At 65.1% G+C, this 13091-nt stretch carries 11 protein-coding genes; 1 reads left to right on the top strand and 10 read right to left on the bottom strand.

The genetic code is table 11. From position 1 onward, the window contains the following. Nucleotides 1-149 precede the first annotated feature (149 nt). The 6 genes from EDE08_RS03490 to ltnD form a co-directional block, all read right to left on the bottom strand. Nucleotides 150-1844: a methyl-accepting chemotaxis protein gene (locus EDE08_RS03490; protein ID WP_131867177.1), complete on the bottom strand. Its 1695-nt coding sequence runs from the start codon at nt 1842-1844 to the stop codon at nt 150-152. A gap of 229 nt (nt 1845-2073) precedes the next feature. After that, a complete protein-coding gene (locus EDE08_RS03485; protein WP_131867175.1) occupies nt 2074-3762 on the bottom strand; it encodes a methyl-accepting chemotaxis protein in 1689 nt (562 codons plus the stop codon). Between the two features lie 292 nt (nt 3763-4054). Beyond that, a complete protein-coding gene (locus EDE08_RS03480; RefSeq protein WP_131867173.1) occupies nt 4055-5746 on the bottom strand; it encodes a methyl-accepting chemotaxis protein in 1692 nt (563 codons plus the stop codon). A gap of 168 nt (nt 5747-5914) precedes the next feature. Next, nucleotides 5915-7186, bottom strand: a complete 1272-nt coding sequence (otnK, locus tag EDE08_RS03475; protein ID WP_131867171.1) for a 3-oxo-tetronate kinase — start codon at nt 7184-7186, stop codon at nt 5915-5917. Next, nucleotides 7183-7965, bottom strand: coding sequence for a 2-oxo-tetronate isomerase (otnI, locus tag EDE08_RS03470; RefSeq protein WP_131867169.1), 783 nt, complete (start codon nt 7963-7965; stop codon nt 7183-7185). The genes otnK and otnI overlap by 4 nt, the downstream gene beginning before the upstream one ends. 15 nt (nt 7966-7980) lie before the next feature. Next, nucleotides 7981-8925, bottom strand: a complete 945-nt coding sequence (gene ltnD / locus EDE08_RS03465) for an L-threonate dehydrogenase (RefSeq protein WP_283810540.1) — start codon at nt 8923-8925, stop codon at nt 7981-7983. Nucleotides 8926-8999: 74 nt separating this feature from the next. Here ltnD and otnC point away from each other — a divergent pair, with 74 nt between their 5' ends. Further along, nucleotides 9000-9674 carry a 3-oxo-tetronate 4-phosphate decarboxylase gene (gene otnC, locus EDE08_RS03460; RefSeq protein ID WP_165935668.1) on the top strand — a complete coding sequence of 225 codons (675 nt, stop codon included), beginning with the start codon at nt 9000-9002 and terminating at the stop codon, nt 9672-9674. A gap of 148 nt (nt 9675-9822) precedes the next feature. Here the strand turns inward: otnC and EDE08_RS03455 are convergent, their stop codons facing one another. Genes EDE08_RS03455 through EDE08_RS03440 form a run of 4 tightly spaced genes read right to left on the bottom strand, consistent with a single transcriptional unit; the run spans nt 9823 to nt 13055 of the window. Continuing rightward, nucleotides 9823-10527 (bottom strand): ABC transporter ATP-binding protein, encoded by a 705-nt coding sequence (locus EDE08_RS03455; RefSeq protein WP_131867163.1) that lies wholly within the window; start codon nt 10525-10527, stop codon nt 9823-9825. After that, nucleotides 10511-11242 (bottom strand): ABC transporter ATP-binding protein, encoded by a 732-nt coding sequence (locus EDE08_RS03450; RefSeq protein ID WP_131867161.1) that lies wholly within the window; start codon nt 11240-11242, stop codon nt 10511-10513. Before EDE08_RS03450 ends, EDE08_RS03455 begins: the two co-directional genes overlap by 17 nt. Next, nucleotides 11239-12222 (bottom strand): branched-chain amino acid ABC transporter permease, encoded by a 984-nt coding sequence (locus EDE08_RS03445; RefSeq protein ID WP_131867159.1) that lies wholly within the window; start codon nt 12220-12222, stop codon nt 11239-11241. Before EDE08_RS03445 ends, EDE08_RS03450 begins: the two co-directional genes overlap by 4 nt. Next, nucleotides 12222-13055 carry a branched-chain amino acid ABC transporter permease gene (locus EDE08_RS03440; protein WP_245524680.1) on the bottom strand — a complete coding sequence of 278 codons (834 nt, stop codon included), beginning with the start codon at nt 13053-13055 and terminating at the stop codon, nt 12222-12224. Before EDE08_RS03440 ends, EDE08_RS03445 begins: the two co-directional genes overlap by 1 nt. Nucleotides 13056-13091 lie beyond the last annotated feature (36 nt).

The following is a 13091-nucleotide window of genomic DNA, read 5'->3' as shown; positions in this document are numbered from 1 at the left end:
AAGTGAGGATATGGAATCCGCCCCCACGGCGATCCCCTTCCCCCTTTACCTGAGCACCGCCGGAAACGCTAATCCCCGGCCGTTATCCCGCATTCACTTCCCTGCTACCGCACTGCGAAATCGACATCGCAGCAATGCGGCCGCGCGCCTCAGGCGGCGCGGACCGAGTTCAGGAACTTGCCGACCTCGAGCTTGAGGCGGTTGGAGTCGCGCGACAACATCTGCGCCGCCGACAGCACCTGCGACGACGCCGAGCCTGTTTCGGAGGCGCCGCGCTGGACGTCGCCGACATTGGACGACACCTGCTGCGTTCCCCTGGCCGCCTCCTGAACATTGCGGGCGATCTCCTGGGTTGCTGCGCCCTGCTGCTCCACGGCCGCGGCGATCGCCGAGGCGATCTCCGACAGACGCGCGATGGTGCCGCTGATCTCGCCGATGGCGCTGACGGAATCCTGCGTCGCCGCCTGGATGCCGCCGATCTGCTGGCCGATCTCGCCGGTGGCTTTGGCCGTCTGCTCGGCCAGCGCCTTGACCTCGGAGGCCACCACCGCGAAGCCGCGACCGGCCTCGCCCGCCCGCGCCGCCTCGATCGTGGCATTGAGCGCCAGCAGGTTGGTCTGGCCGGCAATCGCGTTGATGAGCTCCACGACGTCGCCGATCCGCGATGCGGCCCGCGACAATTCGCTGACACGTTCGGTGGTCGCGTGGGCCTGACTGACCGCCTCGCTCGCGATCCGGGAGGAATCCTGCACCTGCCGGCCGATCTCGCGCACCGAGGAGGACATCTCTTCGGCGGCCGAGGCCACCGAATGGACATTGGTCGACGCGGCTTCCGAGCCGGTTGCGACCGCCGTCGCCAATTCCTGCGCCCGGCCCGCGGTCGAGGACAGCGTCGAGGCCGAGGCCTCGAGCTCGGTCGCCGCCGAAGACACGGTCTCGACGATCTCGCCGATCGCGGCCTCGAAACCGTTGGCGAGCTTGGTCATGTCGGCCTTGCGTTGCGCCTCGGCACGGCGCTGCACGGCCTGCACCTCGTCGCGGCTGAAGCGGACCAGGGTTTGCACGGTCTGAAGGTTGCGCAGCGCCTCGCCGATCTCGTCGTCGCGCTCGATCACGATGCGATTGTCGAGCTTGTCCTGCACGATGTTGACCAGAGTGTCGTTGAGCTGCCGCATCGGCTCCTGGATCGCGCGCATGGTCGCAAAGCCGGCGAAGCAGACGATGGCAGCGCCTACGACGGCAAGCGTCGACAGGAGCAGGCTGGCCGAACCGCCGGCGGAGAGGGCGCCGCCGATGCCGAGTGCGAGCATGAACAGCACCTGGAGCACCATGGTCGTGACCAGGCGAGCCTTCAGCGTGCCGGTGAAGATGCTGAAGCGGTCGAGCCAAGAGCGGCGACGGATGATGCCGGCGTCGATACGATAGCCGTGCGGCTTCTTCTCACGGATGGCGGCGTAGACCTCTTCGGCGAGCTTGCGCTGGTCGGCCGGCAGCCTGGTGCGGATCGAGGTGTAGCCCTTGACCTCGCCGTTCTCGCGGATCGGCGAAGCCGTCGCCAGCACCCAGTAGAAGTCGCCGTTCTTGCGGCGGTTCTTCACCGCGCCGAGCCAGGGCTTGCCGGCCTTCAACGTGTCCCAGAGATTATCGAACGCCTCCGGCGGCATGTCGGGGTGGCGGACGATGTTGTGCGGCTGGCCCATGAGTTCCGCCGACGTGAAGCCGGCAGCGGCAATGAAATCCTCATTGAAGTAGGTGAGCTTGCCCTTGAGATCGGTTCGCGAAACGATCAGCGTCTCGTCACTGACGGGATATTCGACGGCCGTGACCGGAAAATTCTTGCGCATCGGATCCCCCAAAAGACCGGTTCAGTGTGAAATCATTCCAATTGGAACCTCGCCCCTTGCTGGGCTGCCCTCGCCCCACATTCGTAAGTCCGGTTTAACTATCCATGAAACGGCGTGCCCGTAAGATTACTGGGAAGGCCTCGGACGCTTGCTTCGAACGACATGATGCTACCGGAAAAAAGAGCGGCGCTTATAGCGCCGCTCATGGGTTTGATGGATAGGCCGCACTTTACGCCGCGCGCACGGTGGTCAGGAACTTGCTGACCTCGGTCTTCAGCCGGCCGGAATCGTTCGACAGCATCTGCGCCGCCGACAGCACCTGCGAGGAGGCCGTGCCGGTCTCGGTGGCCCCGCGCTGCACGTCGGTGATGTTGGACGACACCTGCTGCGTGCCCTGCGCGGCCTGCTGCACGTTGCGGGCGATCTCCTGCGTCGCGGCGCCCTGCTCTTCCACCGCAGCGGCGATCGCCGACGAGATCTCCGACAGACGCTCGATGGTCGAGGAGATCTCCTTGATGGCGCCGACCGAGTCGTTGGTCGCCGCCTGGATGCCGGAGATCTGCTGGCCGATCTCGCCGGTTGCCTTCGCGGTCTGCTCGGCGAGCGCCTTCACCTCGGAAGCGACGACGGCGAAGCCGCGGCCGGCTTCGCCCGCGCGTGCCGCCTCGATCGTGGCGTTCAGCGCCAGAAGGTTGGTCTGGCCGGCGATGGTGTTGATCAACTCCACGACGTCGCCGATGCGCGCGGCGGCTTTGGACAGCTCGCTGACGCGCTCGGTGGTGGCGCGGGCCTGGCCGACGGCATCGCCCGCCATCCGCGCCGATTCCTGCACCTGCCGGCTGATCTCGCCGACCGACGAAGCCATCTCTTCGGTCGCCGAGGCGACCGATTGCACGTTGGTCGAAGCTTCCTCCGAAGCGGCGGCAACCGTAGTGGCCAAGTGTTGTGAGCGTTCAGCCGTACCGGTGAGGGTCGTGGCCGACGCCTCGAGCTGCGTCGAGGCGGACGAGACCGTTCCGATGATCTGGCCGACAGCGCCTTCGAAATCGTTTGCGAGCCTGATCATGTCTTGCTTGCGTTGCTCCGCATTCCGCCGCTCAGCTTCGACCTGTTCCGCCTTGAGCCGCTCGACCTCGATCGCATTGGTCTTGAACACCTGAACCGCCTGGGCCATCGCCCCGATCTCGTCCTTGCGTTCGGTGCCCGATACGACCACCGATGTGTCACCCTTCGCAAGAATCCCCATCTCCGTGGTGATGCGCTGGATTGGGCGGGTCACCGCGATCGCGACGCCGAAGGCACCCACAAGCGACAGCAGCAGGGTGACGAGGCCGCCGATCAGCATGGACAGAGTTGCGTTGCCGGACGCAGCGTCGGCCGCCGCAGCCCGCACCGACAACAGTGATCGCTCTTCCTTGTCCATTTCCTGCACCACGGCGCGCAAACCATCCATCGCCTTCTTGCCGGCTCCGGATGCTTCGAGCTCGCGGGCCTTTGCCTGAGTTGCCGGATCCTTCATTAGCGCGATTTCGCGCTGCGCGATGTTGGTCGCCCAGTCACTGGCGAACGCCTTGACTTGATCAAGGCGCTTCTGCTGCGTCGCGTTATCCGAGGTCAGGCTGCCGACCTTGGCCGCCGCCGCCTGAAACTGCTTCTGGCCTGCCTCGTAGGGACCAAGGAAGCCGGCATCGCCCGACACGAGATAGCCGCGGACGCCGGTCTCCTGGTTGACCATGGCGCTGACAAGGCCGGAAAGCTGCTCGAGCACCTCATAGGTGTGAACAGTCATCTTCGCCGTCGAGTTCATCACGCTCAGCGAATTGTAGATCGCCCCGGTGCTGCCGGCGACGACGAGACAGATCGCGACAAACACCGCAGAAACCTTGATGGAAATGCGCAGATTATTGATCCAGGACATCAGATACCCCACTTGCCGGTGCACCAATTGCTCATCGAGCGCACAGAATCCCCGAGTGCGCACGAAGTTCGGCCCTGTCATTGTGCGAACAACATGTAATGAAACCATTAGCCATACTCCGCACTCCTACGGAGATATTGCGGAGCGAGGCCCCGCATTCTTACCGGACTATCGGAAAATGGAAGTTGGGCCACTCGACTACAGGCTCGGGGCCCCTGTACGGCTCCAAGCCAAGCTGTCAGCGGCCGCCGAATGAGCCGCGCCGCTCTCTTGGCCGCTGAATCACAACCAGTCAGGCCGCACGGACGTTGGTCAGGAACTTGCCGACCTCGGTCTTGAGCCGGTTCGAGTCGTTCGACAGCATCTGCGCCGCCGACAGCACCTGCGAGGAGGCCGTGCCGGTCTCGGTGGCCCCGCGCTGCACGTCGGTGATGTTGGACGACACCTGCTGCGTGCCTTGCGCGGCCTGCTGCACGTTGCGGGCGATTTCCTGCGTCGCGGCGCCTTGCTCCTCCACCGCCGCCGCGATCGCCGACGAGATCTCCGACAGACGCTCGATGGTCGAGGAGATCTCCTTGATGGCGCCGACCGAGTCGTTGGTCGCCGCCTGGATGCCGGAGATCTGCTGGCCGATCTCGCCGGTTGCCTTCGCGGTCTGCTCGGCGAGCGCCTTCACCTCGGAAGCGACCACGGCGAAGCCGCGGCCGGCTTCACCGGCACGTGCGGCTTCGATGGTGGCGTTCAGCGCGAGCAGATTGGTCTGGCCGGCGATGGTGTTGATCAGTTCGACGACGTCGCCGATGCGCGAGGCGGCCTTGGAGAGCTCGCTGACGCGCTCGGTGGTGGCACGGGCCTGGCCGACGGCATCGCCTGCCATCCGCGCCGATTCCTGCACCTGCCGGCTGATCTCGCCGACCGATGAAGCCATCTCCTCCGTCGCCGAGGCGACCGATTGCACGTTGGTCGAAGCTTCCTCCGAAGCGCCGGCCACCGTGGTTGCCAGCCGCTGCGAGCGGTCCGCGGTCGCAGTCAGCGTCGAGGCGGAGGCCTCTAACTGAGTTGAGGCCGACGACACGGTCTGAACGATCTCGCCGATCATCGTTTCAAATTCGCGAGTGATGTTGTCGACACGGCGGCCGCGCTCGATCTTGGCTTCGGCGTCCGCCGCGGCGGCTTCGTCGGCGGCCTTCTTGGCGACCAGCGCCTCCTTGAAGATCTGGAGCACGTCGGCCATGGCGCCGATCTCGGTCTTCTCGCCGCGATGGGGAACCTCGGCGGAAAGATCACCCTTACCCAGCGCCTGCATCGGTTCGATGATCGAGTCGATGCCGCTGGAGACGTCTCGGACGAGATAGAAGCTGAGCCCAAGGCCGATCACGACAGCGGCGCCGAGAATGACCGACACCAGCATGAAGGCGTAGGCGTAGCTGTCGGCAGCATCCTGAGCGGCCCGATCACCGCCCTTGGTGTTGAGCTCGATGTCCTTGTTCAGAACCTCGTCGGCCTGGAGCCCGATCTTGTTGACGGTCTTGGAGTTGAGCTCCTGCGCCTCGCGCGGGAGCTTGCCGGCCTCCTTGCGCGACAGCGCCATGACCTCCTCGGTGCCCTTCTTGTAGTCGTCCCAGAGCCTGGACCATTGGCTGTAAAGCGCCCGCTCTTCCGGGGAGCTGATCATGGCCTCGTACTTGGAGCGTACCTTGGCGAGCGCTTCGCTCACCGTGGCTGCGGTCTTCTCCGTCGCGAGCTTGTCTTCCAGAGCTTCGGCCAGCATGTGCTGGCGAACCACGTTACGGTAGGTGATGACGCTGGCGCGCAAATCCCCGATTGTCCGCACGCTGGGCATCCAATTCGTGGTGATGTCCACGGTGCTGGCGTTGATCGATCGCATCTTCATGACGGCAAGCAGGCCCATGCCGGCCATCGCAACCAGCAGGAATGCCACGACACTGATGATCTTGGTGCGGATGGAGAGTTTGGCAAACATAATCGGGTCTCGTTGTATTGGCGCCGGCGCGCGTCCGAAGTTCTACGAATCAATCAAAGGGAGCAGCGCCGACATCCAACACCAGAGCACTTGTGCAGATGTTAACGACGGCTCCATGCAAGCACGGAGCCTGAAAGAAATGAACAGGCAGCTAAAAACGCCCTGCGCTCAGCGCATGAGCCTAAGCGCATCGGAGAAGAACTCTCCGCCGCCGAAATTTCCCGACTTCAGGGCGAGCAGCATGTCGCTTTCGGCGCCCACCGCGCGCAGCACCGGAACGCCTGCGGAAATTTCCACTCCCACGAGAAATCCGGGAATCTTCAACCGATCGACAACGGCCCCGGACGTCTCGCCGCCGGCAACGATCAGTCGCCGGACGCCCGATTTTACGAGGCTCTCTGCAATATCGGCCATCGCCTGCTCGATGGCATGGCCGGCGGCGTCGCGACCGTGGCGTGCCTGCAACGCGGCGACCTGATCCGGTGTCGAGCTCGATGCGATCAGCACCGGACCCTCGGCCAGTCGCGGTGCTGCCCAGTCCAGCGCGCGCTGCACTTCGTCTGCCCCCGCAATGATACGGTCCGGATCGAGATGAAGCACCGGCATGATGCGTTCGGCATTGGCGATCTGCTGAAGCGTCGCCTGCGAGCAACTCCCGGCAAGGCATGCCGCCGGTCCGCCGACCGGAGCGCCTGAATCACTGGTTGCCGCTGCGTTGACCCTTCCAGTCGATACCAGAGCCCGTGCGAGCCCAAGGCCGATGCCCGAGGCGCCGACCGACAGCCGATGTTCGGCGGCGACGAGACCGATGGTCTCGAGATCACGGTCGAAGACGGCGTCGATGATCGCGGCGCCGATGCCCTTGGCGGCGAGCTCGGCCAATCGCGCCCGCACGGCCGCCGCGCCGCGCGTGACGGTGGCGAGATCGACGAGGCCGATCTGCGTGATGCTCTGGCGCGCCAGCACGCGCACCAGGTTCGAATCGTGCATCGGGTTGAGCGGATGGTCCTTCAGCGGGCTCTCGTTGAGCGGCACGGCGCCGACGAACAGGTTGCCCTGGTAGACGGTGCGGCCGGTCTCGGGGAACGCCGGTGTCACCAGCACGACGGCTTCGCCGCAATCGGCGCGCAACGCGTCCATCACCGGGCCGATATTGCCGGCGTCGGTGGAATCGAAGGTCGAGCAGATCTTGAACAGCACGTGGCGCGTGCCACGGCCACGCAGCCATGTCTCCGCCGCGCGCGAGCGCGACACCGCGAGGCCGGCTTCGATCGAGCGGCTCTTCAGCGATACCACAACGGCATCGACCTCGGGCAGCGCGAGATCGTCGGCGGGCACGCCGATGGTCTGCACGGTGCGCAGGCCCGCGCGCGTCAGCGTGTTGGCGAGATCGGAGGCGCCGGTGTAGTCGTCGGCGATGCAGCCCAACGCAAGTGTCACGACTTCACTCCCGCATAAGGCTTGAACCAGCCGAGCCCATCGGTGGTCTTGCCGCGCGGATTGTACTCGCAGCCGACGAAGCCGGCATAACCGAGCCGGTCGAGCTCTGCGAACAGGAACGGATAATTCAGCTCCTCGCCGTCGGGCTCGTTGCGTGAGGGGATGCTGGCGATCTGGACGTGGCCGATGATCGGCATCATCTCGCGCAGCCGCATGGTGACGTCGCCATGGATGATCTGGCAGTGATAGATGTCGAACTGGAGCTTCAGGTTCGCAAGCCTCAGCTCCTGGATCAGGTCGCGCGCGAAGCCGAAATCGTTGAGGAAGTAGCCGGGCACGTTGCGCGCGTTGATCGGCTCGATCACGACGTCAATACCGTGCGGAGCGAAGAATTCCGCGGCCCAGGCCACCGACTTGTAGAACGCCTCGATTGCCACGCGCTCGCCGCGATTGGCGATGCCGGCCATCAGGTGCAGGCGCTTGACGCCGGTCGCCCTGGCGTAAGGCAGCGCCGTCTCCAGGCTCGCCTTGAGATCGGAGAAGCGTGATGGCAGCGCGGCAAAGCCCTTCTCGCCGGCGTTCCAGTCGCCCGGCGGCAGGTTGAACAGCGCCTGGGTCAGGCCGTTGCGCTTGAGCCGCTCGCCGATCGCTTCCGCCGGATGCTCGTAGGGAAAGAGAAACTCGACGGCGGTGAAGCCCGCTTGCGCGGCGGCGTCGAAGCGGTCGAGGAACGGCACCTCGGTGAACATCATCGAGAGATTGGCGGCGAAACGGGGCATCGGAGTTCCTCTTGCTTATTTGTCGCCGGGCAGCTTGACGCCGGTGACCTGCGCATACATCCGCGCCACCGAAGCATCGTCGTCACGGCCCATGCCGGCGGCTGATGTCATCAGGAACATCTGGAGCGCGGCGGCGGAGACCGGCACGGGGAATCGGGCAGTGCGTGCCATGTCCTGAATGATGCCGAGGTCCTTGACGAAGATCTCGACGGCACTGCGCGGCGTGTAGTCGCCGTCGAGCACGTGCGGCATGCGATTCTCGAACATCCAGGAATTGCCGGCCGAAGCCGTGATCACCTCATAGACCTTGCGGATGTCGAGGCCCTGCTTCGCCGCGAACGCCATCGCTTCGCTGGCGGCGGCGATGTGCACGCCGGCCAGCAGCTGATTGATCATCTTGAACGCAGCGCCCTGCCCGGCAGCATCGCCGAGTTCGTAGAGCTTTGCGGCCATGGCATCGAGCGCGGGCCGCGCCTTCGCAAATGCGGCGGGACTGCCGGAGGCGAGGATCGTCAGCTCGCCCTGCGCTGCGCGCTGCGCCCCGCCGGAGATCGGCGCGTCGAGATAGTGGCGGCCGGTCGCCTCGAGCTGCTTGGCCAGGCGCCGCGCCACGTCGGGATCCATGGTGGCCGAGGATACGAAGACGCTGTCCTTCGGCATGATCTCGGCAGCCCCATCCTTGCCGAACAGGATCGCCTCCGTCTGCGCGGCGTTGACGACGACGCTGACGACGATATCGGCCTCCTTGGCCGCTTCGGCCGGAGTCCTGGCCCCCGCGCCGCCATCCTTCACGAAGCGCGCCACCGCGTCAGCCGAGACATCGCAGCCGGTCACGGCGTGGCCGGCGCGCTTCAGCGAGCTCGCCATGCCGTATCCCATCGAGCCGAGGCCGACGACGGCGATGCGCTGATTTGGTGACGTAGAGGACATGCAACTGACCCTTGCGAACGTTTCCCGGATGGTCCGCCTTTGCGGCGGCTCAGCGAACCGATATCACGGCTTGGCCGCGCTGCCAAAGCGTGAGACAAGCAGGCATGACGGCCATGAGCAACGAAACATTGCTGCGTGAGGATATCTGTCGCTTCGGACGCTCCCTGTTCGAGCGCGGGCTGACGCCGGGCTCCTCCGGCAATATCAGCGTGCGGCTGGACAGCGGCGGCTGGCTGGTGACGCCGACCAACGCCTCCCTCGGCTTTCTTGATCCCGCAAAGCTGTCGCGGCTGGACGATCAGGGCCGGCTGGTGTCGGGCGACGCGCCGACCAAGGAAGTGCCGCTGCACACGGCGCTCTACGACACCCGCGGAAGCGCACGGGCGATCGTGCATCTGCACTCCACCCATTCGGTCGCGCTCTCGATGCTGCCCGAGATCGACCCGCGCGCCACGCTGCCGCCGATGACGGCCTATTACCTGATGAAATGCGGCGCCACCGCACTCGTGCCCTATTACCGCCCGGGCGATCCCGCAGTCGCGGATGCGATCAAGGGGCTGGCGGGAAAATATTCATCCGTGCTGCTCGCCAATCACGGCCCGGTCGTTGCCGGCGACACGCTCGAGGCCGCCGTGTTCGCGACCGAGGAGTTGGAGGAGACGGCGAAGCTGTACCTGCTGCTGCGCGGGACGAACCCGCGGTACCTGTCGCCGGAGCAGGTGAAGGATCTGGTGAAGGTGTTTGGGGTGAGGTTGCCGGAGCACAGCCACGAGCATTAGCTCCAACCCAGTCATTCCCCGCGAAGGCGAGGAATCCAGTACGCCGCGGCTTCTCCGCATATCATTGACGTCTCGGACTACTGGATCGCCCGATCAAGTCGGGCGATGACACTGAGTATGTTGCGCGGGCGTGCCCGATACTTCTCGCCTACAGCCCCAGATACGCTTTCCTCACGTCCGGATTGCCCTTGATTTCGCTTGCGGCGCCCTGCATCAGCACGCGGCCGGTTTGCAGGATGTAGGCGCGGTCGGCGATCTCCAGGCACTCGGCCATGCGTTGCTCGACGATGAGGACGGTCATGCCGGAGTCGCGGATGAGCTTCACCGCCTGGAAAATCTCGTCAACCAGCTTCGGCATGATGCCCTGCGAGGGCTCGTCGAGCATCAGCAGCCGAGGACGGGTCATCAGCGCGCGGCCGATGGCGAGCATCTGCTGCTCACCGCCGGACAGCGTTTCGGCGCGCTGCTCGAGACGTTCTTGGAGACGCGGGAACAGCTTGAAGACGAGATCGAGCGGCTCTTCGCGGTTGGCTTCGCCACGGTAGAGGTAGCTGCCGAGGCGAAGATTGTCGCGCACCGACAGCCGTGGAAACAGGCGGCGGTTCTCCGGCACGTAGGCGATACCTGTCGCGGTGATGTGGTGCTGCGCCATGCCGTCGATGCGCTTGCCGTCGAACGTCACCGTGCCCGAGCGCGGACGCTCGGCACCGGCGATGGATTTCAGCAACGTCGACTTGCCCGCGCCGTTGGCCCCGGCGACGCAGACGATCTCGCCCTTCTGGACCTCGATCGAGACCGCGGAGATCGCGACGAGGCCCTGATAGGCCGTCGTGACTTCACGCACCGACAGCATGACGATCTCCCAGATATGCGCTGATCACCTTGGGATCGCGGACGACGTCGGCGGGCTTGCCCTCGACCAGCACCTTGCCGAGGTCGAGCACGATGGCCCGGTCGACCAGCGGCATCACGATCTCCATGACGTGCTCGACCATCAGCACGGTGATGCCGGCATCGCGCACCTTGCGCACCAGCGCCACACCGGTCTGCGCTTCGGTCGGCGTGAGCCCGGTGAGAACTTCATCGAGCAGCAGCAGCTTCGGTTCGGTCGCGAGCGCACGGGCAACTTCGAGACGGCGCTTCTCGGCCGGCACGAGGTCGCTGGCGAGCACGTCGGCGCGCGCGGCAAGGCCGGTGAATTCCAGCACCTCATGGGCCTTGCGGCGCGCCTCGCGCATCACGGTGTTGCGCACGAGTGCACCGACGATGACGTTGTCGATGACAGTCATGGTCTCGAAGCTCTTGACGACCTGGAAGGTTCGGCCGATCCCGCGCTGACAGCGCTCGGCCGCCGGCATGCGGGTGACATCCTTGCCGTCGAATAGAATCGAGCCTTGGGTCGGCGGCAGCACGCCCGCGATGAGATTGAACAGGGTCGACTTGCCGGCGCCGTTCGGGCCGATCAGGCCGACGATCTCGCCGCGGCCGACCGAGATCGACACGTCGCTGTTGGCGATGAGGCCGCCAAAGCGCTGCCAGACGCCGCGGGTTTCAAGGAGCGCCGTCATCGCGTTGCTCCCTTTGCCTTCGAACGGGAGAACAGGCTCACCAGACCTTGCGGCAGGGCCAGCGAGATCAGCACGATCAGCGTGCCGTAGACGATGAGATCGACGCCGCGCCCGGAGCCGCCGATATAGGAGCGCGTCAGCTCCGTCATCGGGATCAGGATGGCGGCCCCCAACACCGGGCCCCAGAGGGTGCCGATGCCGCCGAGCACGGCCGGCAGCGCCATCAGCAGCGAGAACTGGAAGCCCATCACGCTTTCAGGATCAATATAGGCGAGAAACTGCGCATAGAAGGCGCCGCCAATGGCGACCAGGAAGGCGGAGACGGCGGCCGCGCCCATCTTGGAATTGAACACGACGACGCCGAGGCTTTCGGCCGCTTCGGGATTGTCCTTCACCGCACGCCACCAGAAGCCCCATTTGGAATCTTCCAGCCACCAGGTGACGAACCAGGCGAGGCAGCACAGCCCCAGCGCGAAATAGAAGTATGGCAGTTTAGTGCGCAGGAACTGGAATTTCAGCCAGCTGTCGCCGCGGATCGGAATGGTGATGCCCATCGCGGCTCCCGCCCATTCCCAGTTCTGGAACAGGAGCAGACCGATCTCGGCGATGACGATGGTCGCGATCACGAAGTAATGGCCGCGCAGGCGAAAGAAGGGATAGCCGAGCCCCATCGCGATCAGCGCGGCGATCACGCCGCCGCCGAGCATGCCGAACCAGGGCAGCACGCCGAACTTGGTGAACAGCAGCTCGGTGGTGTAGGCGCCGATGCCGAAATAGAGCGCGTGTCCAAGCGAGATCTGTCCGCAATAGCCGGACAGGATGTTCCAGCTCTGCGACAGCGCTGCGTACATCAGCGTCAGGATCAGGATGTTCTGGACGTAGACGTCCTTGACGAACAGCGGCGCCAGTGCGGCAATCCCGGCCAGTCCTGCGGCGATGATGAGGTCGCGGCGGCGCCGCGCTGCAAAATTCTTGTCCATCACATCGACCCGAACAGGCCGCGCGGCCGGATGAAGACGACGAGCAGATAGACGGCGTAGATGCCGACCGATTTCAGCGACGGCGGCAGCACCAAGGCCGTGACCGCCTCGACGAGGCCGACGATGATGCCGCCGGCGAAGGCCCCGAACACGCTGCCGAAGCCGCCCAGCGCCACCGTGACATAGGCGATCAGCGCGAAGGACGCGCCGACATCGGGGTAGATGTAGAAGAACACCGCCATGATCGCGCCGGCGAGACCGACCAGCGCGGCGCCGAGGCCCCAGCCGAAGGCGAACACGCGGTTCTTGTCGATGCCGACGAGCGCGACTGCACCGGGATCCTCGCGGGTCGCTTCGATCGCGCGGCCGAAATCGGTGCGGTGGATGAAGAAGTAGAGTCCGGCGAAGGCCGCAATCGACACCAGCGCACCGACCAGCTGCGGCTCCGGCAGGAAGATGCCGCCGATCGAGATGGTCTTGCCGCCGAGCCAGGACTGCGGAATGCTGCGATAGTCCGGCGTGAAGAAGTATTGCGCGAGCCCGCGCATCACGATGGCGAGGCCGAAGGTGGTGAAGATCTGCACCATGCCGGCATTGGCCTTGGCTCGCATGGCGAAGCGAACAATGAGCAGGTAGATCACCGCTCCGAAAACGAACAACGCCGCGGCGACCAGGGGCGCCGACAGCAAGGGGTCGATGGCGAAGAACGCGAACAGAAAGAAGGACAGGTACATCGCGAGCATCAGGAACTCGCCATGGGCGAAGTTCGTGACGTCCATCAGGCCGAAGATCAGCGCGAGGCCGACCGCGATCAGTCCGTAGAGCAGGCCCATGAGGAGGCCGCTCGCGAGACTTTGGATTATGGCTTG

Source organism: Bradyrhizobium sp. R2.2-H, from assembly GCF_004346455.1.
Lineage (GTDB): Bacteria > Pseudomonadota > Alphaproteobacteria > Rhizobiales > Xanthobacteraceae > Bradyrhizobium > Bradyrhizobium diversitatis.
The sequence above is the reverse complement of the archived record's forward strand: the minus strand, read 5'-3'. Positions and strand labels throughout refer to the sequence as shown.

Bases quoted from the DNA above. Each gene is read 5' to 3' on its own strand.
- EDE08_RS03490 (WP_131867177.1), bottom strand. From the start codon at position 1,844: ATGCGCAAGAATTTTCCGGTCACGGCCGTCGAATATCCCGTCAGTGAC.
- EDE08_RS03485 (WP_131867175.1), bottom strand. From the start codon at position 3,762: ATGTCCTGGATCAATAATCTGCGCATTTCCATCAAGGTTTCTGCGGTG.
- EDE08_RS03480 (WP_131867173.1), bottom strand. From the start codon at position 5,746: ATGTTTGCCAAACTCTCCATCCGCACCAAGATCATCAGTGTCGTGGCA.
- otnI (WP_131867169.1), bottom strand. From the start codon at position 7,965: ATGCCCCGTTTCGCCGCCAATCTCTCGATGATGTTCACCGAGGTGCCG.
- otnC (WP_165935668.1), top strand. From the start codon at position 9,000: ATGACGGCCATGAGCAACGAAACATTGCTGCGTGAGGATATCTGTCGC.
- EDE08_RS03455 (WP_131867163.1), bottom strand. From the start codon at position 10,527: ATGCTGTCGGTGCGTGAAGTCACGACGGCCTATCAGGGCCTCGTCGCG.
- EDE08_RS03450 (WP_131867161.1), bottom strand. From the start codon at position 11,242: ATGACGGCGCTCCTTGAAACCCGCGGCGTCTGGCAGCGCTTTGGCGGC.
- EDE08_RS03445 (WP_131867159.1), bottom strand. From the start codon at position 12,222: ATGGACAAGAATTTTGCAGCGCGGCGCCGCCGCGACCTCATCATCGCC.
- EDE08_RS03440 (WP_245524680.1), bottom strand. From the start codon at position 13,055: ATGGGCCTGCTCTACGGACTGATCGCGGTCGGCCTCGCGCTGATCTTC.